This window comes from Paracoccus methylarcula, from assembly GCF_003007735.2.
GTDB lineage: Bacteria > Pseudomonadota > Alphaproteobacteria > Rhodobacterales > Rhodobacteraceae > Paracoccus > Paracoccus methylarcula.
The window spans coordinates 278766-302647 of sequence record NZ_PXNQ02000002.1 but is presented as its reverse complement, the minus strand read 5'-3'; the positions used below and the strand labels follow the sequence as shown (position 1 = coordinate 302647).

Annotated in this window: 20 protein-coding genes, 1 tRNA gene and 1 pseudogene; 10 read left to right on the top strand and 12 right to left on the bottom strand. The window is 62.7% G+C overall.

Annotation, left to right across the window (positions count from 1 at the left end):
- Positions 1-118 precede the first annotated feature (118 nt).
- Together A7A09_RS04620 and A7A09_RS20740 are read right to left on the bottom strand one after the other, a co-directional pair.
- On the bottom strand, positions 119-1066 hold the full coding sequence (locus A7A09_RS04620; RefSeq protein ID WP_170167015.1) for a LacI family DNA-binding transcriptional regulator: 948 nt from the start codon (positions 1064-1066) through the stop codon (positions 119-121).
- Positions 1066-3522 carry a beta-mannosidase gene (locus A7A09_RS20740; protein ID WP_170167014.1) on the bottom strand — a complete coding sequence of 819 codons (2457 nt, stop codon included), beginning with the start codon at positions 3520-3522 and terminating at the stop codon, positions 1066-1068. The genes A7A09_RS04620 and A7A09_RS20740 overlap by 1 nt, the downstream gene beginning before the upstream one ends.
- A gap of 298 nt (positions 3523-3820) precedes the next feature.
- Here A7A09_RS20740 and A7A09_RS04615 point away from each other — a divergent pair, with 298 nt between their 5' ends.
- From A7A09_RS04615 to A7A09_RS04585, 7 genes and pseudogenes are all read left to right on the top strand, one after another.
- Positions 3821-5050: an ABC transporter substrate-binding protein gene (locus A7A09_RS04615; RefSeq protein ID WP_106690285.1), complete on the top strand. Its 1230-nt coding sequence runs from the start codon at positions 3821-3823 to the stop codon at positions 5048-5050.
- Positions 5051-5159: 109 nt separating this feature from the next.
- A complete protein-coding gene (locus tag A7A09_RS04610; RefSeq protein ID WP_106690284.1) occupies positions 5160-6062 on the top strand; it encodes a carbohydrate ABC transporter permease in 903 nt (300 codons plus the stop codon).
- Positions 6055-6950, top strand: a pseudogene (locus A7A09_RS04605) (carbohydrate ABC transporter permease). Before A7A09_RS04610 ends, A7A09_RS04605 begins: the two are co-directional and overlap by 8 nt.
- A 3-nt stretch (positions 6951-6953) precedes the next feature.
- Positions 6954-8042 (top strand): ABC transporter ATP-binding protein, encoded by a 1089-nt coding sequence (locus A7A09_RS04600; RefSeq protein WP_245999132.1) that lies wholly within the window; start codon positions 6954-6956, stop codon positions 8040-8042.
- A 17-nt stretch (positions 8043-8059) separates the two neighbouring features.
- Entirely contained in the window at positions 8060-8812 is a 753-nt protein-coding gene (locus tag A7A09_RS04595) for a sugar phosphate isomerase/epimerase family protein (RefSeq protein WP_106690283.1), read from the top strand.
- A 1-nt stretch (position 8813) separates the two neighbouring features.
- Positions 8814-9944, top strand: a complete 1131-nt coding sequence (locus tag A7A09_RS04590; protein ID WP_106690282.1) for a Gfo/Idh/MocA family protein — start codon at positions 8814-8816, stop codon at positions 9942-9944.
- Positions 9945-10164: 220 nt separating this feature from the next.
- Positions 10165-11103: a DMT family transporter gene (locus tag A7A09_RS04585; protein ID WP_106690281.1), complete on the top strand. Its 939-nt coding sequence runs from the start codon at positions 10165-10167 to the stop codon at positions 11101-11103.
- Positions 11104-11120: 17 nt separating this feature from the next.
- Here A7A09_RS04585 and A7A09_RS04580 read toward each other — a convergent pair whose 3' ends face one another.
- Entirely contained in the window at positions 11121-11831 is a 711-nt protein-coding gene (locus A7A09_RS04580) for a GntR family transcriptional regulator (RefSeq protein ID WP_106690280.1), read from the bottom strand.
- A gap of 138 nt (positions 11832-11969) precedes the next feature.
- On the opposite strand from A7A09_RS04580, the gene A7A09_RS04575 reads away from it, so the two are divergent.
- Positions 11970-12617 carry a flavin reductase family protein gene (locus A7A09_RS04575; RefSeq protein ID WP_106690279.1) on the top strand — a complete coding sequence of 216 codons (648 nt, stop codon included), beginning with the start codon at positions 11970-11972 and terminating at the stop codon, positions 12615-12617.
- 154 nt (positions 12618-12771) lie between these two features.
- Here the strand turns inward: A7A09_RS04575 and A7A09_RS04570 are convergent, their stop codons facing one another.
- The 9 genes from A7A09_RS04570 to A7A09_RS04535 form a co-directional block, all read right to left on the bottom strand.
- Positions 12772-13791, bottom strand: coding sequence for an ABC transporter ATP-binding protein (locus tag A7A09_RS04570; RefSeq protein WP_106690278.1), 1020 nt, complete (start codon positions 13789-13791; stop codon positions 12772-12774).
- A complete protein-coding gene (locus A7A09_RS04565) occupies positions 13788-14756 on the bottom strand; it encodes an ABC transporter ATP-binding protein (RefSeq protein ID WP_106690277.1) in 969 nt (322 codons plus the stop codon). The genes A7A09_RS04570 and A7A09_RS04565 overlap by 4 nt, the downstream gene beginning before the upstream one ends.
- Positions 14753-15094 (bottom strand): amidohydrolase family protein, encoded by a 342-nt coding sequence (locus tag A7A09_RS20990; protein ID WP_211341034.1) that lies wholly within the window; start codon positions 15092-15094, stop codon positions 14753-14755. Before A7A09_RS20990 ends, A7A09_RS04565 begins: the two co-directional genes overlap by 4 nt.
- Entirely contained in the window at positions 15078-16253 is a 1176-nt protein-coding gene (locus tag A7A09_RS04560) for a chlorohydrolase family protein (RefSeq protein WP_211341033.1), read from the bottom strand. Before A7A09_RS04560 ends, A7A09_RS20990 begins: the two co-directional genes overlap by 17 nt.
- Entirely contained in the window at positions 16250-17446 is a 1197-nt protein-coding gene (locus tag A7A09_RS04555) for an amidohydrolase family protein (protein ID WP_106690276.1), read from the bottom strand. The genes A7A09_RS04560 and A7A09_RS04555 overlap by 4 nt, the downstream gene beginning before the upstream one ends.
- 4 nt (positions 17447-17450) lie before the next feature.
- Positions 17451-18437 carry an ABC transporter permease gene (locus A7A09_RS04550; protein WP_245999131.1) on the bottom strand — a complete coding sequence of 329 codons (987 nt, stop codon included), beginning with the start codon at positions 18435-18437 and terminating at the stop codon, positions 17451-17453.
- A 10-nt stretch (positions 18438-18447) separates the two neighbouring features.
- Positions 18448-19416: an ABC transporter permease gene (locus tag A7A09_RS04545; protein ID WP_106690275.1), complete on the bottom strand. Its 969-nt coding sequence runs from the start codon at positions 19414-19416 to the stop codon at positions 18448-18450.
- A gap of 92 nt (positions 19417-19508) precedes the next feature.
- On the bottom strand, positions 19509-21071 hold the full coding sequence (locus A7A09_RS04540; protein ID WP_106690274.1) for an ABC transporter substrate-binding protein: 1563 nt from the start codon (positions 21069-21071) through the stop codon (positions 19509-19511).
- Positions 21072-21145: 74 nt separating this feature from the next.
- A complete protein-coding gene (locus A7A09_RS04535) occupies positions 21146-22711 on the bottom strand; it encodes an ABC transporter substrate-binding protein (protein WP_106690273.1) in 1566 nt (521 codons plus the stop codon).
- Between the two features lie 276 nt (positions 22712-22987).
- Here A7A09_RS04535 and A7A09_RS04530 point away from each other — a divergent pair, with 276 nt between their 5' ends.
- Both A7A09_RS04530 and A7A09_RS04525 read left to right on the top strand, forming a co-directional pair.
- The gene (locus A7A09_RS04530; protein WP_106690272.1) at positions 22988-23686 is read left to right on the top strand and encodes an aspartate/glutamate racemase family protein; all 699 of its coding nucleotides are present in this window, start codon (positions 22988-22990) and stop codon (positions 23684-23686) included.
- Positions 23687-23736: 50 nt separating this feature from the next.
- A tRNA-Leu gene (locus tag A7A09_RS04525) sits at positions 23737-23821 on the top strand.
- Positions 23822-23882: the final 61 nt, after the last annotated feature.

The window sequence follows — 23882 nt, the reverse complement described above, 5'->3', positions numbered from 1 at the left end:
TCGGACCTTTGAATGTCAGCGGTTTACCGGATGATCGCCTCGTTCCCGTTCCCGGTGGTGACAAGGCTTGTCCTTGCCAGATGCTGGCAATCACGCGGATCCGCCCCGCCGATCCGTTTCAGCAGCAGTTCCGCCAAAGCCTGCCCGGTGGCGACATGCGAGAAATGCGAGGCATGCACCTTGGTCGCCACATATCTGCCGATACTGGTGCCCGAGCGCAGGGCGAAGCCGATCCGCTGGACATCATCGCCGATCCGGTCCCGGACACCGCGCGCGCACCAAGGAATGTCAGCTCGTTGGAGCAGACGAAACCGTCGGCACCCCGTTCGAGAAGCGGACCGACAGCAGCGCGTGCGACATCTGCAGCGAGCACGGAGTGGTGATGCAGGGCGGGGTCGGCCTTGACCCCATGCTCGCTCAAGGCGCGCTCATAGCCGCGCAGTCTTTGCCGGACATAGGTGTAACGCGGATCCCCGTCGATCATGGCGATGCGCCGGCAACCATCGCGCAGCAACGCATCGGTGCTTTGCCAGGCCGCGAATTCGTTATCGATGTCGAACCAGGCATGTTCCGAGAACAGCTCGGTGCGGCCATAGGTGACAAAGGGGAAATCCGCCTCAAGCAGATATCTTACCCGCGCGTCCTGCAATTCGGTGAGATCGAGGATCACCCCATCGGCAAGGCGGCCCCGGACGACGTCCCGGATTCGCTCGATCGCCGATCCGTCGCGGGGGGCCGGAACCACCCGGACCGCGTAATCGGTGGCGGCAAGGCATTTGTGGAAACCGTTCAGGATGCCGACGGCACCGGAATCCCCGATCTCTTCCTCTTCGGCGAAATCCAGGAAGGCCATGGCGACCAGCGTCTTGCCGGTGCGCAGCTTGGCACCCTCCAGGTTGCGGACATAGCCGAGCCGGTCGGCGGTTTCGCGGACCTTGCGTACCGTTTCCGGCCCGACCTTGTAGCCATCCTTCAATGCACGCGCGACAGTCGTCACCGATACGCCAAGTTCACTGGCGATGGTTTTCAATGTTACGGGACTGCCGCCTGAGCCGGAATGCTCCATCACCAACCTTTCAAAGCCCGCAATTCCGGAGGCCGGATAGGCAGATCCGCGCGCCTCTGGCGAAGCGCTGTCAGGACCCGCGGCTGACCGGGAAGCAGGGTCACGCAATTGTCGGACCAGATCGTATCGCCGCCAAGGTCCCATGTCACCCAGAATGCCGGACGATCCGTCGAAAGCGTGACCTGGGGCGCACCATCAGCCGCGACTCCGGGTTCAACAGCTATTTCCGGGGATCGAAGATCGTATTCCTTCGGCCGCTTCGGCAGGTAATCATTCTCGCCCTGATGACGCCCGCCATCATCGCTCCAGTCGAAATGCAGGAACGCATCCTGCCCGAGGCTGTCGGGGGACAGGCGGGCGATCTCGGCCGCCTTATCAGTGGGGCATGGCTGGCTCCATTCGCCAAGCTCTTGCATCTCGCCCGTGATCCGGACCGAGCGGGAGGTGACATTCAACAAGACCGGCTCATTCATGTCATTGATCGCGTAAAGCACGATCTCACCCGTCCCGGCATCGGGCTGGGCCGTCACCATGACCGGCGCATAAAAGCGGCGCGCCATGTAGTGAACCGCCTTCCATGCGCCGCCATATTCAAGGCTGGACCAGCTTGCTACCGGCCATGTGTCATTGAGCTGCCAATAGAGCGTGCCCATGCAGCGCGGCTTGGCGGCGCGCCAGCTTTCAATGGCCGTCTTCATCGCCAGGCCCTGCGAGATCTGGCTGAGCGAGATCATGTCGTCGAATGAATCGGGGAACGGAAAGTAACGCGCAATCGTCTCGACGATACGGCTGTTGCCGCCGGGGTTGCGCTGATGGACATCCATCACCTCGGAGGAGACGTTCCGGTCCGCCGCTTCGGTAAAGCTTTCGATCACCCGCGCCGAGGGGAAGGACTGGAAGCCGAATTCCGAGCAGAAACGCGGCTGGACGCTCCGGTAATGTTCGAATTCCCTGGCCGAGTGCCAGACATCCCAGAAATGCATGTCGCCGCTGGTATCGTCATGCCAGCTATCGCCGAAATTCAGCGGCCCGACGGATGGCGAAGAGGGCCACCACGGGATGCCGGGGGCCTCGTCTTCGACGATCTCTTCAAGCGCGTGGTTCAGCCGGTCATACATCGCAAGGTAACGATCCCGGTCGACCTTGCTTTCGGGGAACCAACCGATTGCGCCGACCAGTTCGTTATCTCCGCACCAGAGCGCCATGCAAGGATGCACGGACAGGCGGCGGACCTGCTGGCGGGCCTCGCTTCGCACCATGTCGAGCCAGTGCCGGTCGGCGGCAGGATAGAGATTGCAGGCGAACATGAAATCCTGCCAGACCATCAGCCCGCGTTCCGAGCACATTTCATAGAAGAAATCCGGCTCGTAGCCGCCGCCGCCCCAGACCCGGATCATGTTCATATTCGCCATCACCGCACTGTCGAGCAGATCGGCGACGGCTTCCCCTGTCGCGCGGGCGGGCAAGGCGTCGGCGGGAATCCAGTTGGCGCCGCGCATGAATATCTCTCGCCCGTTCACGCGAAAGGCAAAACGGTTGCCGATACTGTCGGGATGGCAGAGAAGCTCCACCTCGCGCAGGCCGATGCGAAGCTTGCGGCTCTGATCGCCGATGCGCAGGTCGAGATCGTACATCTCCTGTGCCCCGTGTCCGGCGGGCCACCACAGGCGCGGATTGTCGATCCAGACCGAGAGGGTGCTGCGATTCCCGCCCGGCCAAAGCTGGAACCGTTCGACCACGGACTGCCCATCCATGCGGATCACCGCCTCTGTCTCGACCGGGCGCGCCACCTCCGTCAACAGGTCGATCTCGACCCGGACGCGGCCACCTTCGTGAAACTGCCGGAGCAGCACATCATCCAGCCGCACCGCATCGCTGCGCCGCAGGCGGATGCCGCCATGCACCCCGACCGGGCTGAGCGCGATATTCCAGTCCCAACCCGCGTCGCATTGCGGCTTTCGCAGGAAATTGTAATGCGGCAGCCGGTTGTTCCAATGGATATGGGGCACGGGAAAGGGAAAGGCACCGGCCTTGTCCCGCGCGACCCGGGAATTCGACAGGAAGCGGATGGCAAGGTGGTTGCTGCCCTCGACCAATACCTCGGTCACATCGAGGTCATGGCGCATGAAACGGTTCCCCAGATGGCCGATCTCGATCCCGTTCAGGCTTATGACCGCATGGCAATCGACCCCGTCCAGCGTCAGGGTGTGGCGGCCATCGCCCAACGCGCCGAAATCAAAGCTGCGCTCGGCCAGCCATTCGCTTTCATGTATCCAGTCAAGCTCGGTCTCGCGGTCGCGCCAATAGGGATCCGCGATGACGCCATGCGCCAGCAGGACGGAATGAATATCGTTCGGAAAATCCATCGGCAACGAAGGCCCGCCCCCTGCGCGGGTCAGCATCCAGCCCCTGTCGAGCGAGAGATCCGGCAATACGGTTTCCATCTGCATATCCATCGAAAGCGATCCTCCTGTTCGGTGCGGACAGGCGGAAAAGCGATGTTTCCGGCCTGCGCATATGGCGCCCAAACCCCTGCCCTTTCGGGTCCGGCGGAGTCTTGGGTTGTGAATAGGTATAACGATACACCACACGTGAACCTGTTACACTTCACATTTGCCGAACGTCAACGGAATCTTCGTCATATCTGATAAGTTACCGCAATCATTCCGGAAAAAATTGTTGGTCAAATGATGGGTATGAATTAACGTTAAACCCGCGCACTGATTCGACCGAACAGTTCCACAGGGAGGCAACATGTCCAAAAAATTCTTCTTCACAGCGACGACGGCGATCTTCGCCCTTGGCGCGGCTCAGGCAAAGGATGTCGAGGTCACGCATTGGTGGACCTCGGGCGGGGAGGCCGCTGCCGTGGCGGAATTCGCCGAGGCATTCGATGCCACCGGCAATAAATGGGTGGACGGCGCGATCGCCGGATCGGGCAGCACGGCGCGCCCGGTCATGGTCAGTCGCATTACTGGCGGCGACCCGATGGGGGCGACGCAGTTCAACCACGGCCAGCAGGCGCAGGAACTGGTCGAGGCCGGGTTGATGCGTTCTTTGGAAAATGTCGCCTCCGAAGACGGCTGGCGGGATATCGTGCATCCCTCCTCGATCCTCGAAAGCTGCGAGATCGACGGTGAGATCTACTGCGTTCCGGTTAACATCCATTCGCAGCTCTGGCTGTGGCTTTCCAACGATGCGTTCGAGAAGGCCGGGATTGAAGTTCCGGCGGATTGGAACGCGTTTGTCGAGGCCGCACCGGCGCTGCGCGAGGCCGGCATCCAGCCACTGGTCATCGGGCAGCAGCCCTGGCAGGCATCGCTCGTGCTTCAGAATGTCGTCGCCGCCATCGCGGGACCGGAAACCTATACCAAGGTCTTCAACGAAAAGGATGTCGAGGCGGTGAACGGCCCCGAGATGGAAAAGGCATTCGCCGCTTTGGGAACAGCCCGCGAACTCGCCTCCGGCTCGAATGTCCAGGAATGGAACCAGGCGACGACCATGGTGATCAATGGCGAGGCCGGCGGGCAGGTCATGGGCGATTGGGCACAAGGTGAATTCGCCGTGGCCGAGAAAGTTGCCGGTGAGGATTACACCTGCCTGCCGGGCCTTGGCCTTGCGGATATCGTATCGACCGGCGGCGACGCGTTCTATTTCCCCGCCATCGACGATCCGGAAATGACCGCCGCGCAAGAGGAACTGGCCCGGGTCATGATCTCGCCCGAGGCGCAGGTCGCGTTCAACCTCAAGAAAGGCTCCATGCCGGTTCGCGGCGATGTCGATCTGGAGGCGGCGAATGACTGCATGCGCAAGGGGCTGGACATTCTTGCCGATGGAACGGTCGTTGACGGGCTGGACCAGGTCCTGTCGGCGGATGCGGGCAACCAGTTGGCCGATCTCATGATCCAGTTCTTCAACCAGCCGGAGATGTCGGTGGATGAGGTGAAGGAAGGCCTGATCGGCATTCTCGAATACGACAGCTGAGGCTTTGCAATCGCGCGGGCGGTTCGGACCGTCCGCGCCCTGCCCCGGCATATCGCGGCCAGGATGACTGGCCCGATATATCCTTCACGTCAAATTCGGGAACGTATTCATGGCCAAAGCGAACGGCTCCGGACGTCCATCCCGGTTATTCCGGAATCTCAACGCAAAGATCGCCGCCATTCCGATGATCCTGACCGCCATGGTGGTCTTTGTCGGCTTCTCGCTGTGGACGGTGGTCTATTCCTTCACCAAGTCCGGGCTTCTGCCGCGCCTCGATTTCATCGGGCTGACGCAATACGAGCGGCTCTGGAACAATGCCAAATGGCTGGTCTCGATCCAGAATCTCGTCATTTTCGGCGCCTGCATGCTGATCTTTTCCTTCGTGATCGGCTTCGTGCTGGCTTGCCTGCTCGATCAGAAGATCCGCTTCGAGGGCGTGTTCAGAACGATCCTGCTCTATCCTTTCGCGCTCAGCTTCGTCGTCACCGGGGTCGTCTGGCAATGGATCCTGAACCCCGATTTCGGCTTTCAGTCGATCGTCAGGGCGACTGGCTGGGAAAGCTTCACCTTCGATCCGCTCAACAATGGCAAGATCGTCATGTTCGGCGTCGTGATCGCGGCGCTTTGGCAAGGCACCGGCTTCGTGATGGTGCTGTTGCTTGCCGGTCTGCGGGGCATCGATGACGAGATCTGGAAGGCGACAAGGATCGACGGTGTGCCCGCCTGGAAGACCTATCTTTTCGTCGTCGTGCCCATGCTGCGCCCGGTCTTTATCACCGCGCTGGTCATCGTCACGGCCGGTATCGTCAAGGTTTATGACCTCGTGGTCGCGCAAACCAATGGCGGGCCGGGGATCTCGTCCGAGGTGCCTGCGAAATATGTCTATGACCAGATGTTCCTGAACCAGAATCTCGGGCAGGGTTTTGCCGCCTCGACGATGATGCTGGTCACGGTGGCGATCATCATCATCCCCTGGGCCTATCTTGAATTCGGAGGCAGGAAGCGTGGCTGACATCGCATTTTCCGGTCCGCGCGGCCCGAAACCCCGCCGCCGGCTCTCGGGCCGCAACATCATGATCTATGGCACGCTGATCGTGGTCGCGCTGTATTACCTCGTGCCGCTTTACGTCATGGTAATGACCTCGCTGAAGGGATTGCCGGAAATCCGGCTTGGCAACATCTTCTCACCCCCGGTCGAGGCGACGTTCGAGCCCTGGGTCAAGGCATGGGCCGAGGCCTGCACCGGGCTGAATTGCGAAGGCTTGCAGCGCGGCTTCTGGAACTCGGTGCGCATCACCGTCCCTTCGGTCCTGCTGTCGATCCTGATCGCCTCGATCAACGGCTATGCGCTTGCCAACTGGAGGTTCAAGGGGGCCGAGTTCTTCTTTGCCGTCCTGATGATCGGCGCATTCATCCCCTATCAGGTGATGATCTATCCGATGGTCATCCTGCTGCGCGAGCTTGGGCTTTATGGCTCGCTGACCGGGCTGGTGCTTGTCCATACCGTGTTCGGCATGCCGATCCTGACGCTACTGTTCCGCAACTATTTCGCCACCCTGCCGGAAGAGCTGTTCAAGGCGGCGCGCGTCGATGGCACCGGGTTCTGGGGGATCTATTTCCGGATCATGCTGCCCTTGTCGCTGCCCATCTTCGTGGTCGCAGTGATCCTGCAAGTCACCGGGATCTGGAACGATTTCCTGTTCGGTGTCGTCTATACCAAGCCGGAATACTACCCGATGACGGTGCAGCTCAACAATATCGTCAACACCACCACGGGCGCAAGGAATACAATGTGAACATGGCCGCGACCATCCTGACCGGCCTGGTTCCGCTTCTCATCTATTTCGTCTCTGGCAGGCTCTTCGTGCGCGGCATCGCCGCCGGTGCCGTGAAAGGATAAATCATGATGGATCAAACGCATCACGCATCCGAAACATCCCTGTCCATCAAGGGCCTGCAACTGTCCTTCGGTGCGGTTCAGGTCCTGAATGACGTCAACATGGACATCCGGCAGGGCGAATTCATCGTGCTGCTGGGCGGCTCCGGCTCGGGCAAATCGACGATCCTCAACTGCATTGCCGGGCTGCTCGATGTTACCGACGGGCAGATCTTCATCAACGGAAAGAACGTCACCTGGGACGAGCCCAAGGATCGCGGCATCGGCATGGTGTTCCAGTCCTATGCGCTTTACCCGCAGATGAGCGTGCGCGGCAACCTGGCATTCGGCCTCAAGAATGCGCGGCTGCCCCGGGACGAAATCGCCAAGCGCATCGATCGGGCCGCCGGGATCCTGCAGATCGGGGATTACCTGGACCGCAGGCCCGCGGCTTTGTCTGGCGGACAGCGTCAGCGGGTCGCCATCGGGCGGGCGCTGGTGCGCGATGTCGATCTGTTCCTGTTCGACGAGCCGCTGTCCAATCTCGACGCCAAGCTGCGGGCGGAATTGCGGGTCGAGATCAAGCGGCTGCATGAAACCCTTGGCAATACGATGGTCTATGTCACCCATGACCAGATCGAGGCGATGACGCTGGCCGACCGCATCGCCCTGTTGCGCGACGGTGTCATCCAGCAATTCGCCAGCCCCGGGGAAATTTACCGAAAGCCGGTCAATCTTTATGTCGCCGGGTTCATCGGGTCTCCGTCGATGAACTTCATCTCCGGCGAAATCGCGGACGGGCAATTTCGTTTCCATGACCGCGCGATCAGCCTTGACGGATATGACGGCCACCCGCGCGACGGGGCCGCGATACTTGGCGTCCGGCCCGAGCATACCGGTTTTCAGGCCGATGGGCCGGAATCCGGTATCCAGGCCACCGTCGAGTTGCAGGAGCATATGGGCGCGGAAAGCGTGATCTACCTGCGGCTGGACGGTCAGCGCTTCGCGCTGCGCACCCCGGACGACACCCATTATCCCGAAGGCACCAGGCTGAACCTGTCCTTCGATATCGCCCGCGCATCGCTTTTCGATCCGCAAAGTGAACTTCGACTCTGAACCGCAAGGAACGATGAATGCCTGTTCTCTCCTATCAGCTATATTCCTCCCGAAATTTTGCCGGGCTCGAGCAGACCTGCGCGATGCTGGCCCAGCATGGTTATGAGGCGGTCGAGCCGTTCGGCGGGTTGTTCGACGATCCCGACACGCTTCTGCGGGCGGTCGAGGTGAACGGATTGCGCGCGCCGAGCGCCCATATCAACCTGACCGATCTGGAAAGCGACCCGGCACGTTTCGTCGACCTGGCGGCACGGCTTGGCATCCGGACCTATTACGTGCCCTTCGTCCAGCCCGACCAGCGCCCCAAGGATGCTGCTGGCTGGCGTGAATTCGGCGCAAGGCTGAGCCGCGCCGGAGCTCCGCTGCGCGCGGCGGGCCTGGGCTTTGGCTGGCATAACCACGATTTCGAGTTCAAGGCGGAAGCGGATGGCAGCGTCCCGATGCAAGCCATCCTGGAGGGTGGTCCCGATATTGAATGGGAGGCCGATATCGCCTGGATCGCCCGCGGCGGCGCCGATCCTTTCGAATGGCTGGAAAGACACGCGCAGCGGATCACCGCCGCGCATGTCAAGGATATCGCCCCCGAGGGCGAGAAGCTTGACGAGGATGGGTGGGCCGATCCCGGAACCGGAACGCTGGACTGGGCCGCGCTTTACAAGGCATTGGCGAATACAAGGGCGGAGATTTTCGTGATGGAGCATGACAACCCCTCCGATGACGCGCGTTTCGCCAAGGCCGGTGTGGCGCTGCATGCCAGGTTGGGAGCGTGACATGAGCGAATTGAATATCGGCATCATGGGCGCCGGGAATATCTCGAAAACCTATTTCGAGCTGTCCCCGCTGTTCAAAGGCATCCGGATCACGGCAGTTGCCGATCTGAATGCCGAAGCAGCGGCAAAGGCGGGCGAAGACTGGCAAGTGAAAGCCATGACCCCCGAAGGGATGCTTGCCGATCCCGCAATCGACATCATCGTCAACCTGACCATCCCCGCCGCGCATTTCGAGGTCTCGAAAGCCGCGCTGGAGGCGGGCAAGCATGTCTATTCCGAAAAACCCTTTGTCCTGTCGGTCGAGGAAGGCAGTCAACTGGCCGAAATCGCCGCTGCAAAGGGCCTTCGCGTCGGTTCCGCGCCCGACACTTTCCTGGGCGGCTCTCATCAGCAGGCCCGCGCCCTGATCGATGCCGGAGAGATCGGCCATGTGCACAGCGCCACCGCCCATGTCATGTCGCCCGGAATGGAACATTGGCATCCGAACCCGGATTTCTTCTTTCTGCCGGGCGGCGGCCCAATCCTGGATCTCGGTCCCTATTACATCGCCAATTTCGTCAACCTGATGGGGCCGGTGGCAAGGGTCACGGCGCTCGCCGGAAAGGCAAGCGACGAGCGGCTGATCACCTCCGAGCCCCGCGCCGGGGAACGGATCCCGGTCAAGACCCCCACCACGATCCACGCCCTGCTGCAATTCGCATCGGGGGCGATGGTGACATTGGGCGCGTCATGGGATGTTCATGGCCACAAGCACGGCAATATGGAGATCTATGGCAGCGAAGGCAGCCTGATCCTTCCCGATCCGAATTTCTTCGGCGGAGAGGTCGAGATCGCCAAGCGCGGCGGGGATCTTGCCACAGTCGCGCCGTGGGATCATCCCTTCGGCATTCCCAACCAGCCCCATGCGGATGGCGACAAGGCGAATTACCGTGCCGCCGGGCTTGCCGACATGGCGCGGGCCATTCGCGAGGGCGGGGATTTCCTCTGCGATCAGTCGCGGGCATTGCATGTGATCGACGTGATGACCTCGATCCTGAGGGCGGGTGAGACCGGCGAATGGATCACGCTGGCCACGACATGCCGCCGTCCCGACGCGATGGGGCCGGATGCCGCCCGGGCGCTGCTGCGCTGATCCACGGCTTCGACGATAGGGGCATGCGGGCTCGAATGATGACCGCAGCCCCTTGTGCCGGGCCGCAAGGAGGTTTCGGCGATCGTTCATCGCCAGACATCCGCGGTCCGGGCTCTTCTCCCGGGAACGAAAAAGGCCAAGGGGCTTGACCGTTCCACCACGGCACCATAATCCGCAAGGGATGACCCCGCCCCCATCTCATGCAGCTGCTGAAAGAGCCATGCCGAGCGACAGTCCCCTCCGCGGCATTGTTCTGAAATGCTGCAGCGTGACCGTTTTCACCATCATGGCAGCGATCGTGAAGACGACTTCGGAAGGCGGGCTTGGGGTTCCTCCCGGTCAGCAGGTGTTTTTCCGGTCCTTCTTCGCCATCCCGGTCATTTTCGCATGGTTGCTCTGGCGGGGCGAATTGTCGGTCGGGTTGCGCACGTTCCGGCCGATGGGTCACTTCTATCGCGGAATCATCGGTACGGCGGCGATGGGATTCATGTTCTGGGCGCTCGCCCTGCTCCCCTTTCCCGAGGTGATCGCCATCGGTTATGCCGCGCCGCTGCTGGTGGTGATATTCGCGGCGATGTTCCTGGGCGAGAACGTGCGGCTGTTCCGGCTCTCCATGGTCGCGCTCGGCCTGAGCGGCGTGCTGATCGTACTTTCCCCGCAGCTTGGCCTGTCCGGGACAATGCCGGATCCAAGGCACAGCCTGGGTGCTGTCGTGGCGCTTGCCGGGGCCGGTTGCGCGGCGCTGGCGCAGATCTTCGTCCGCAAGCTGGTCCAGGAGGAACGGACCTCGGCCATCGTCTTCTGGTTCTCCTTCACATCCTCGGTGCTGGGATTGCTGACGCTGCCCTTCGGATGGGTGCTGCCCGACGCCCAGACAGCCGCCTTGCTGGTCGCATCCGGATTGCTGGGTGGCCTGGGGCAAATCTTCCTGACCTCGGCCTATCGCTTTGGCGAGGCCTCGCTGATCGCACCGTTCGAATATGTTTCGATGATCCTGTCCATCGCCTTCGGCTGGTTCCTGTTCGGCGAGATCGCCACCCCGGTCATGCTGGGAGGCGCGTCCCTGGTCATCATCGCGGGAATCACGATCATCTGGCGCGAGCGGCAATTGGGGCTGGAGCGCAACCGCCAACGCAAGGCGATGACCCCCCAGGGATAGGGATATGATCGCGGCGTTCAGGAAAAGATCGCGTTGAGATCGTTCGACTTCCTGACGGATTGGCTCAGATCCAGCTCGCTCTCCAACAGGTCGATATGCTCGACCATGAGTTCCACGGCCCGCCCGGCATCCCGCGCCGCCAGCGCATCCAGCAATTTGACATGATCCGCCGGGCCGCAATGCACATCATGCTGCGGTCGATAGATCGCCGTGACCAGAGAACTGCGCGCGATCAGTTCGCGCATGATGCAGATCAGGAAATTGCTCCTGAGCAGCTCGGCCATGCGCAAATGGAATGCCCCGGACAGGCGGATGATTTCCGACTTGTCCCCGGCCGCGACCGCTTCGGCCTCCGCCATGACCAGTCCGCGCAGCTCCTCCACCCCCTCGGGAGAGATGGTCTCGGCCAGGCGCCGGATGATCCGGGTTTCCGCGACCCGGCGCAGATGGAACACATCGGCGGCATCCTCGGCCGTGGGCGCGGCCACGAAGGCGCCCCGATTGGCCTGCAGGATCACCAGCCCTTCCCGCCCCAACTCCTTGAGCACAAGCCGGATGCGGCCACGCGACACGTTGAAAACACCGGCCAGTTCCTCTTCCTTCAATCGCGTTCCGGGAGACAATTGGCGCGACGCGATCGCCAGCCAGATGCGGTCGCGGATCTCCTCGACGGAAAGCGGGCTTGCCCCATCCGCCCCGTTGATGCTCGTGCCTTCTCCCGTGTTCATGCCAAATCCATCTCTTGCAAGTCGGTCGTGTTAACAATATTGTTCACAATAACCGGTTCCAGTTCATGTTCAATACTCTGCCTTTTGCAGACCCGCCGTATCGCCGCAACGTCACATATACCATCCGGAGACTCATTCGTGGATTTCGACTTTACCAAACTCGCCCCGGATGTCCGCTACCGGCTCCTTTCTAATTTCGTCGGCCCGCGCCCCATCGCACTGGTTTCGACCGATGGCCGTTCGGGAGGCAGGAACGCCGCGCCGATGTCGTTCTTCAACGTCTTCTCGCACGAGCCCCCCATTGTCGTCCTTGGCATTCAAACCCGGCCCGACGGCGCAATCAAGGACACGGTGGCCAATATCCGCGAAACCGGCGAATTCGTCGTCAACATGGTGGATATGAGCATCGCCGAGGGAATGCTGATCTGCGGCCTGTCCTTCGACAATGACGTGGACGAGATCCTGACCGCGGGACTGACCCCCGTTCCGGGAACCCTGGTCGCGGCACCGAGGATCGTCGAAAGCCCCTGCGCGATGGAATGCCGCGTCGAACGGGTGATCGATTTCGACCGGCGCGTTCTGGTGCTGGGAGAAGTGGTCTACATGCATGTCGCCGACAAATGCCTCGATCCCGAAAAACGCTATGTCGATCCCGAGCATTACCAGCCCATCGCCCGGCTGCATGCCGATAACTACATCACCTCGGACCGGCAATTCGTCCTGAAGGCACCGCCGCTCGACAGCATCCGCCCGATCCGCCACGCGAAGGAAGAAACGCGGGGCTGAGCCTCGGCCTTTCCCCACCGCACCGCCTTCGGGATCCTTCTTCTTTGTCCAAATACCTCGCCGGAGTTTGCCGGCGGGGTGCGCCACCGGGTCGAGAGACCTGCCGGCGACGGGACGGCCCGCCCCCGGCGTTCAGTGTTCCGGCAAGGACCGATTACGCGCTCACCGTCTCCCCGGCCGGAAGCCCGCCGCTTTCCTCGACCCGGTGACAGGCGATATGGGCACCGTCGTCACAGGTCATCAGCTTCGGCTTTTCCCGCTTGCAGCGATCATCGGCGAATGGGCAGCGCGGGTGAAAGCTGCAGCCCGAAGGCGGGTTCAATGGGCTTGGCACCTCGCCGCCGCGCAGGGGCCGGTCGCGATGCGGATTGCGGACATCCGGGATCGTGTCCAGAAGCAGTTGCGTATAGGGATGCCGGGTGCGCGCGAACAGCACCTCGGTCGGCGCCTCCTCGACGATCCGGCCAAGATACATGACCGCGATCCGGTCGGACATGTGCCGCACAACCGACAGGTCATGGCTGATGAACAGGTAAGTCAGCCCCAACTCGTCCTGCAGGGATCGCATCAGGTTCAGGATCTGCGCCTGGACCGACACGTCCAGCGCCGATGTCGGTTCGTCGCAGACCAGGAATTCCGGCTCCGAGGCCAATGCCCGCGCGATGGATATCCGCTGCCGTTGCCCGCCCGAGAATTCATGCGGGTATTTCGCCCCGTCCGCCGGGGAAAGCCCGACGACTTCCAGCAATTCATTCACCCGGTCGCGGATCGCCTGCTTGCCGCTGCGCAGCTTCAATTCGCGCAGAGGTTCGGCGATGACGTCGAAAACCTTCCAGCGCGCATTCAGGCTTGCATATGGATCCTGAAAGATCATCTGCGCTGTCATCGGCTGACCGGAATTGCCCGGCGCGAAACGCATCTCGCCCCGCTCGGGCCGATGCAGGCCCGTGACGATCCGGGCGACGGTGGATTTGCCACAGCCGGATTCGCCGACCAGCGACAGGCAGCCGCCGCGCGGCACATTGAAATCGATATCGTCAACGGCACGCAGGATCTGCCGCTCGCGCCGCTCGATCACGCGGTTCAGCCAGGGGGCCGAGACATCGAAGCTCTTGCAAAGTCCCCGGACCTCCAGCGCAGAGGGCGTGGCCCTGTCCTTGATATCGGCGCTCATGCCGTGCCTCCTTCCAATAGCCAGCAGGCCGCCTGCTCGGCCCCTGCCGTGATAAGCCCGGGCCTTTCGCGGCGGCATCTGGGCCCGGCCTGCGGGCAGCGCGGGTTAAAGGCGCAGCCCGGCGGGATCGCGTTCAGCCGCGGCATGGAGCCGTCGATCTGTTGCAGCCGCGGCACCCTTGCCCCAAGCGCGGGGATCGAGCCCATCAGCCCCTGCGTATAGGGATGCTGCGGGTCGCGGGTGACCTGCGCGACCTCACCGATCTCGATCAGGCGCCCGGCATACATCACCGCCACCCGGTCCGCCGTTTCGGCGATGACGCCCATGTCATGGGTGACCAGCATCACCGCCGAGCCATGCTCCACGCAAAGCCGCCGCAGCAGCGCCGTGATCTGCGCCTGGATCGACACGTCCAGCGCCGTGGTCGGCTCGTCGGCGATGATCAGGCCCGGGCGCGCCGCAAGGGCGAGCGCAATGACCACGCGCTGCCGCATCCCGCCCGAGAATTGGTGCGGATAGTGATCCACGCGCTCAGAGGGCGCGGGGATGCCGACCTCGGCCAGCAATTCGACGGCGCGGGAGCGGGCGGCCGAGTTCGACATCGGCAGATGCTGGCGGATGGTCTCGACCAGTTGCGCGCCCACGGTGAATAGCGGGTTCAGCGAGGTCAGCGGGTCCTGGAAGATCGCGCCGATCTCGCGCCCACGAATGCGTGTCATCTCGCGGTCGGACAGGGTGTCGATGCGCCTGCCGTTCAGCGTCACCGAGCCCGAGGCGATCCGGCCGGGTGGTTCCAGCAGGCCCTGCACGGCAAGCCCGGTCATGGATTTGCCAGCGCCGGATTCGCCGACGACGCCCAGGATTTCGCCGGGGCGGATCGACAGGCTGACATTGTCCAGCGCGGTCAGGACGCCGCGATGGGTCGGAAACTCTACCCGCAGATCGCGGACTTCCAGCACATTCATGACGACTCCAGGGGATAGGATGGTGGGAATAACTCCGACAGCGGCGGGTGCTGCCAGCTTCGTTCGGGATATTTGGCGACCAGACCGTCAAACTGAGCCTGCGCACGCGTCTGCGCATCAAGCAGGTCCAGCCCCGCCACCTCTGCCTGCCCGGCAATCCGGCGCATCGACAGGCGGCCATCGACAAAGACCGCGCGAGTGACCTTGCCCGAGCCTCCGGCCACAAGCGTGGTAATCGGGTCGATGGCGGGGGTCATGATCGCGCCATTCAGTGCAAACACCGCGATATCGGCGGGTCCGCCTGCCCGCAGCCGCCCCAGGTCAGCGCCCGAGCGCATCACCGCCACCGATGGTGGCGGCATCCCACAAATCGCGGGTCGGGGTCTGGTGTTGCGGCCCCTTCACATGCGCACCGATCAATCCGACCAGCAGGTTCAGCAGCATGTCGGGCGGAGCGGTATCCGTGCCCATGGCGATATTGATGCCCATGCTGCGCAGCTCTCCAAAGCTGTTCAGCATCGCGCCGTGACGCCCCGAAACCAGCGGGCAATGCACGATGCTGACGCCATTCTGCGCATAGCGCGCCAGATCCTCGGGAGTGGCGCAGGTCGCATGCGGCGCGATCAGGCGCGGCCCCAGCAGCCCCATCCCCGCAAGCCATTGCGGCGCGGTGCAGCCATGCAGGGCGCGGACGGTATCCAGTTCCATCTGGCCCTGCGCCATGTGCAGGCGGACCGGGCAATCAAGCTCTTCCGCCGCCGCAAATGTCCTGCGCAGCAATTCCCCGGTGCAGGTCTCGACACGATCCGGCGCAAGCAAACCGCGCACCAATCCACCGTGGCTGCCATCGTGGCGGCGAATGAAACCGACCGCATCCTTCAGCCCCTGCAAACCCCGCGCCTCGTCAAAGACCGGGCGCATCTCTCCCGGAGCTTCCAGAACCATGCCGCCCGCCCGGTATGCCGGGCTCAGATAGACCCGCAGCCCAAGATCGGCGGCGGCATCCACGGCGGCATCGAATTCAGCGGCTGTCTCTCCCCATTGCCGATAGAACAGGCTGGCGATGGGGGCGGCGGTGGTGATCCCGCTTTGCAGCAATTGCGCGAATGCGAAACGTTTCTGGAAGGCGAGCTCCTCGGGCGAATACATCTCGTAGGGACCACGCTCGAGATAGGAGCGCGGCCAGACCCGGCCCTTGGCCCAGCCCGGCTGATGGTCGATGCCAAGGATGGTGGTGTCCAGATCCGACAATGCATCCAGATCGATCAGGCCGGGCGAGATCAGGCTCATGCCCATATCGACGCGGCCCGCGACCTCGCCGGGATAATCGCGCCCGACGAAAGTGACCTGCCCGCCCGTTATCACGACCTCGCCATGCTCGATCAGCCGGCGGCCCTGTGGGCTGTCATGGATCACCCAACGCCCGGTCAGCAGAAGCGGTCCATCCGCCCGCTGCCCAAGCGCAAGTTGCCCGAGTCCGGTTGCCCCGCCCGTCACGGCATGTCCTTTCCGATCACGGTTCCATCGCGCGCCGTGACCCGCCCGGCCTTGACGACCAGCGGCCGCGGCAGGCGCTGCACCAGCGCATGCGACAAAGTCTGCCCCTGCAGCAGGGTCAGATCGCCTGCCCCGCCAGTCTCGATCCGGTAATCGTCGCGGCCCATCGCCTGCGCCGCCCCGCCCGAGCAGATATGCACGGCATGCTCCAGCTCGAAATCGCAGCGCAGCCCGTTGCGCATGCCGATCACCTCGGCGCGGTGCAGCATGTCGGGCAACCCCCACGGCCCCCAAGTATCGCGGATTCCGTCGCAGCCGCCACCCATCCGGATGCCAGCATCTTTCAGCCGCATGATCGCGGGGACCTCGGCGGAGGGTGCGCCGGTGGTGAAGATCGGGATGTCCAGTTCGGCGACCTCGTCGATCAGGGCCTGCGTGCGCAGCCAGTCGGGCGCGCCAAGCGCGAATGCATGGCTGATCCCCACCTTGCCCTGCATGCCGAGCGCGCGGGTGCGCTCGAAGATCATTTCCATGCTGAAGGCGCCAAGCTCGCCGCGCTCGTGCAGGTGGATATCGATGGGCTTGCCATGTTTCTGCGCGAGGCCGAAGATCGCGTCCAGAGCGCCTTTCGGATCCCGCTCGAAGCCGCAGGGATCGATGCCGCCGACGATCTCGGCCCCCTGGGCCAGCGCCTCGTCCAGCAGTTCCACGGTGCCGGTGCGCTCCATCATTCCCGATTGCGGAAAGGCCACGATCTCGATTTCGACATGATCGCGCAGCGCCTCGCGCGTGGCCACCACGCCCTCGAACAGGGCCAGTCCGTGGCGCGTGTCGATATCGACATGGCTGCGGATCAGCGTCGCGCCATTGGCGATCAGGCCGAGGGCATGGCGCATCGATTGCCGCGCCGGGTCGATGCCGATCTCGAGCCGCTGCTCGCGCTCGTAATCGATCCGGCCGCGAAGGGTCTTTTTCGCGTCATTCGCATGCCAATCCATGCCCCATGTGGTCTTGTCCAGATGGGTATGGGCGTCAACCAAGCCGGGAATGACCAGATGCCCCCCGCCCTCCTCGACCGGGACGCCATCGGCTTGCAATCCCGCGCCCATGTCGGCGATCCTTCCATCGCGGATCAGGATGTCGGTGGGCTCGCCTCCCATGGGGCGGATATTTCGGATCAGAAGATCGGCCATTGTCTTACCTCAGTTTCGGATTGAGCGCATCGCGCAGCCAGTCGCCGATCATGTTGACGGTCACCACCAGGAACGACAATTGCATCACCGGGAAGACCACGATCCACCAGCTTCCCGAGAACAGGTAGTCATTGCCCAAGCGGATCAGCGTGCCGAGGCTGGGCTGGCCCGGGGGCATGCCGATGCCCAGGAAGGACAGCGTCGCCTCGGTCAGGATCGCCATGCCGAAATTCAGCGTCGCGGCGACGAAGATCGGGGTGAGCGTGTTGGGCAGGATATGGCCCAGCATGATCCGGCGGTTCGGGACATGCAGCACGCGCGCGGCAAGGACATATTCCTTCTCGCGCTCGACCGAGGCCTGTGCGCGGACGGTGCGGGCATATTGCACCCATGACGACAGCACGATCGCCAGCACCAGCACCCCTGCCGCGCCGACATCGCGCAATGATGCGGGCAGCGCCTGCCGGGCCAGCGAGCTGACCAGGATCGCCACCAGGATGGTCGGGATCGACAGGAGCACATCGCCAAGCCGCATCAGCAGCGTGTCGATGATGCCGCCGTAATACCCGGCCAGCAGGCCGAAGGTGATACCGACGATCAGCGACAGCAGCACCGCGGCAACGCCGATGACGATCGACACGCGCGAGCCGTAGAGGATCGCCGACAGCACGTCGCGCCCCTGCGTATCGGTGCCGAGGATGAAGGGCCATTGGCCGTCCGCCTGCCAGATCGGCGGGATCTCGGCATTCAACAGGTCGAGTTGCGCCGCATCATAGGGATTTTGCGGCACGAAGAGTGGCGACAGGAAAGCCGTCGCGATCAGGAACAGGAGCAATATCGCCGCCCCGATCGTCGCCGGACGCCTGCGGAAGGATTGGTAGATCTCCCCGTCCCGCCATTTGCCGCGCTTGCCCGTATCCTGCGGAGAGGCCGTGGGTTCGTCGCTCGGGACCGGGGTCATGCTGGAAAGCTGGTTCTGCTGCTGGGACATGATAAGGGCTCTACCTTGCGCTGCGCAGGCGCGGATCGATGATCGCGTAGCTGATATCGACCGCCGTGTTCAGCACCACGAAGATGAAGGAGATGATGACCAGATAGGCGGCCATGACGGGGAAATCGAGGAAGGTCACCGCCTGGATGAACAGCATCCCCATTCCCGGCCACTGGAACACCGTCTCGGTGATCAGCGCGAAGGCGATCAGCACGCCCACATTCATCGCCGTCATGGTGACCACTGGCATCAGGCAATTGCGAAGCGCATGGCGGAACCAGATCCGCCGCCGGGGTATCCCGCGGGCCCGTGCGAATTTGATGAAATCGGTGCGCAGCACCTCGAGCATCTCGGCCCGGACCAGGCGCATGATCAGCGTGATCTGGTAAAGCGACAAGGAAATCGCCGGCAGGACCAGGGCCTCGCGCCCAGAGGGGGTCAGCAGCCCGGTGCTCCACCATCCGAAATCGATGACCTCGCCGCGTCCGAATGAGGGCGACCAGCCCAATATGACCGAAAAGACCAGGATCAGCATGATGCCGACCACGAAACTGGGCAGCGAGACTCCGATGATCGACAGGAATTGCAACCCCTCGGCATACCATCGTCCGCGCCCGATCGCCGTCAGGATCCCCAGGGGAATGCCCACCACGAGCGAGATCAGCGTAGCGACCAGCACCAGTTCCATGGTGGCGGGGAACCGCTCGGCGATCAGCCCGATCACGTCCTGGTTGTTGCGGTAGGACATGCCGAAATCGCCCTGTGCGGCATTGCCGACGAAGCGCAGGAATTGCACCGGCATGGGATCGTTCAGCCCCATGCGGTCGCGCAGGGCGTCGCGGTCGGCCTGCGACATTTGCTCATTGGCCAGCATCTCGACCGGATCGCCCGCGACCTGGAAGATCGCGAAGGCCAGGAACGCCACGGCCAGCATGACGAAAATCGCATTGACGAGACGCTTTAGGATGAAGACCAGCATCAGTGCCTACTCATGTCCGTGATGTTGCGGGCCGGATCAGTCCGGCCCGGTGGGTTTCGCGGCATGACCCCAGGGCCATGCCGCCGCCGGGATCACTCGGCCAGACGGGTCAGCCAGTGGCGAGCCTTGTTGTCCGGATTCTGCACTACCGATTCGACCTTTTCGGACATCGCCCAGGCCATCGGCTGCTGATAGAGCGGCAGCATCACCAGCTCGTCCTTGGCCATTTGCAGCGCCTCGGTCTCGATCGCCAGCCGCTTGTCGCGGTCCATTTCCGTCGAAGCCTGTTCGATCAGCTTGTCGATCTCGGGATAGGACCATTCGCCCCAGTTGAACACACCCCAGGCCTCGCCCTTGGTATGGATGATCTGTTGCAGGACCGAATAGGCATCCATCATCGGCAGGGTCGCCCAACCGATGATATAGACATCCGACTTGCCCCCTGCCCGCTTGGGCGTCTGCAATGCCTGCGGCGCGGAATCCAGGGTTGGCTTGAAGCCCGCGCGGCTGAGCATCGAGACCACGGCGCGGCACAGTTCCTCGTCATTGACATAGGCGTCATTGGTGCAGACCAGGCTGAATTCCAGCCCCTCATGCCCGGCTTCGGCCAGCAGCGCGCGGGCCTTTTCGGGATCGGCGGCGGGATAGGCGTCCAGCGCCTCGGCATAGCCGGGGATCTCGGGCGCGACCATCGAGCCCGATGGGCGCGACTTGCCGCGGAACACGCGCTTGGCCAGCAGGTCGCGATCAATGGCAATGTCGAAGGCCTGGCGCACATGCAGGTCGTTAAAGGGGTTTTCGCGCCCGTCCTCCAGCTCCGGCTTGCGGTTGAAGCCGAACATGATGGTCCGCAGGCTGGGCGTCTCCTGCAATGTCACGCCGGGTGCCGCCGCGAGCCGTTCAAGGTCCTGGACCGGCGCCTCCTCGGTGAAATTGATCTCTCCGGACAGCAGCGCCGCCACGCGCGTCGGGGCCGAGGTGATGGGCGTGAACTCGATCCGGTCGATATTATGTTGCGGCTCATCCCACCAGTCTTCGTTGCGCACCAGGACCGTCTTGGCGTCCGGGGTGCGGCTTTCGACGATGAAAGGCCCGGTTCCGTTGGCATTGTTGGTGGCGTAATTCTCGACACCGGCGGCGGCGTCGCTTGGCTTCTCGGCATCGTTGTCCTTCAGCCAATCCGCATCGAAGATCAGGATATTGGTGAGATCGTTCAGCAAGAGCGGATAAGGACCGGTCAATTCGATATCGACCGTGTGATCATCGACCTTGGTCGCGGATTTATAGGCCGGCAGATTGCCCTTGAGCGGCGATGCCGGATCGCTGACGCGGGTCAGCGAGGCGATCACGTCATCGGCAGTGAATTCGGCGCCATCCTGGAAGGTGACCCCTTCGCGCAGGTGGAAGCGCCAGACCGAGGGAGACACGGTCTCCCATTCCGTGGCCAGCGCGCCCTCGATTTCAAGGTTCTCGTCATAGCGGACCAGCGCCTCGTAGACATGGTTCATGAAGGCGATGGTATAGCTGTCGCCGTAGGAATAGGGATCCAGCGAGTATATGTCGCGGGCCGCCCCCCAACGAAGCGTCTCTGCCTGGACGGACATGGCCGTCATCATCGCCGCCGTGGCCAGTAATCCGGCTTGTATCGGTTTCATCTGTTACTCCCATGTTGATCTTGTCTCGGCGTCCCGCTTCTCCGGCCGGATCGCCTGGTTTCCTTGCCCGCCGGTCACTCACCCATGCGGGTCAGCCAGTGACGCGGCTTGTTGTCGGCCCGGATTGTCACCTCGGATATCCCGTCGCCCGTCGCCCAGGCCATCGGCTGCTGGTACAATGGAACCAGGACCACCTCGTCCTTCGCGATCCTCAGCGCCTCGCGTTCCAGCTCCAGACGCCTGGCCTCGTCGGTCTCGACGCTGATCTGCGTGGTGAGCTCGTCGATTTCAGGATAGGACCAATCACCGTAATTCGCCACGCCCTGTGCCTCGTCGGCACTTGAAAGCACCTGCACCAGCAGCGAATAGGCATCCAGCGTCGGCTCATTGGCCCAGCTGGTGATGAACATGTCGGCCTTGCCGCTGGAACGCTTGGGCGATTGCACTGCGCGCGGGCCGATATCCAGCCGAGGCGCAAGCCCCACGCGCGTCAGCATCGATACGACGGCCTGGCACATGGACTCTTCGTTCACCGTCTCGTCATTGGCGCAGGTCAGGGTGAATTCGGTGCCGGTCAGCCCGGCTTCCTCGATCAGCGCACGGGCCTTGTCGGGATCATAAGGCGTCGGCAGGTCCAGATCGGCATCATAGCCGGGAATCTCGGGCGCGACCATGGTTCCTGCGATATGGGCCTTGCCGCGCATGATCCGCTTGCCGATCAACTCGCGGTCCACGGCCATGTCGATCGCCTGTCGCAGGCGCAGGTCGTTGAACGGGTTGGGGCGACCATCCGCCAGCGTCTCGCGGCGATTGAAGGACAGCATCACCGTGCGCAGGTCGCTGCGCTGGATCACCTCGATCTCCGGGCTGGCCCCGACACGTTCCAGGTCCTGGACCGGCACCGACTCGGTCAGGTCGATCTCACCCGAAAGCAGCGCCGCCACCCGCGTCGGTGCAGAAGTGATCGGCGTGAACTCGATGCGGTCGAGATCATGCTTCGGCTCATCCCACCAGCCCTCGTTGACGACCAGCACGGTTTCACTGTCGGGCACCCGGCTTTCCAGCATGAACGGACCGGTTCCGTTGGTATTGTAGGTCGCGAAATTCTCGGTCTGGGCACCCACGCTGGTCGGAGCTTCGGCATCGTTGTCCTTCAGCCAGCCCGCGTCGAACATGAAGATATTCGTCATGTCGCGCAGAAACAGCGAGCTGCCCGACGTGGTTTCGATATCGACCGTGTAATCGTCGATCTTCGTCGTGCTCACATAGGTCGGGATATTGCCGCGCAAGGGCGATTCGGGATCGCTGACCCGTTTCATCGAGGCCAGCACGTCATCGGCATTGAACCCTGCCCCGTTCTGGAAGGTAACGCCCTTGCGCAGATGGAACCGCCATGTCGCGGGGCCGATCAGTTCCCAGCTTTCGGCCAGGGCGGGCTCGACCTCGAAATCCGGGGTATAGCGCACCAGTCCTTCGTAAATATGGTTCAGGAATGCCAGGTTGGAGGTCGAGCCAAGGGAATAGGGATCGAGTGAATAGATATCCCGCGCAGCACCCCACCGCAGTACATTCTCGGCCATGGCGATACCGCCATGCGAGATCATGACAGCCAGCGATGCCCCCAGAAATGCCTTGTTCATGGATTTCCCCCTTCTCGTCCTTACCCCCAAGAATGAAGTTATCTTGACAATTGTCAACCGTTTTGTTCACAATCTTTGTTGGCAAGATGAGGTGTGATTGGTCTTTAACATGGGTGAATTTCGGCGCATCACATAGATTTTTCGATGATGCGAACAAAGTATGCCACTGTTTTTATTCAAATCAGCTCAAATCCCGCATCGCTTTGCCCCGCACAACTATTCGCTTTGATTGTTAACAATTTATGTTATCAATGACGGAATCCGAGGAGCCATCGCATGAAACTGGTTGTTATCAATCCCAACTCCACCCAATCGATGACGGACAAGGTCACCATCGCGGCCAGGGCCGTGGCGGGTGATGCCGTCGAGATCGAGGGCCGCACGGCCCATGGCGCCCCGGCCAGTATCGAGGGGCATTTCGACGAGGCAATCTGTGCTGCCCATCTGCTGCGCGAGGTGCAGGCCGCCGAGACGGCCGGGGCCGACGCCATCATCGTCGCCTGTTTCGACGACCCGGCCATCGGGGCATGCCGCGAGATCGCGACCGGCCCGGTGCTGGGTATCTGCGAGGCCGGGGTGAAGGCGGCCAGCATGATCGCCACCTCCTTCTCGATCGTGACGACCCTGCCCCGCTCGGTCCCGATCATCGAGGCATTGGTGCGTCAATATGGGCTTGACCATCTCTGCCGCCGCGTCCGTTCGGCCGAGATCCCGGTGCTGGCGCTGGAGGAACCGGGCTCGAATACCCGCCAACTGGTCCGCGACGAGATCCTGCGCGCCATCGACGAGGACGGATGCGAGGCGGTGGTGCTGGGCTGCGCGGGGATGTCCGACCTGACGGAATGGCTGAGCCGGGAAACCGGGGTGCCGGTAATCGACGGCGTGACCGTCGCCACGAAATTCGCCGAAGCGCTGGTGGGTTCCGGACTGGCCACCAGCAAGATCGGCGCCTATGCCCTGCCCAACGAGAAGTAGCGAAATTCCTCTCGCACCCGACATCCACCTTTGCTAAGAGGACGTCCGTTGCGGGTGTGGCGAAATTGGTAGACGCACCAGATTTAGGTTCTGGCGCCGCAAGGCGTGGGGGTTCAAGTCCCTCCACCCGCACCACTCAATCCCCAGCAATTGCTGATATACCCTTGCATTCAGGTGCTCTGCCCCTGTCCCGTTG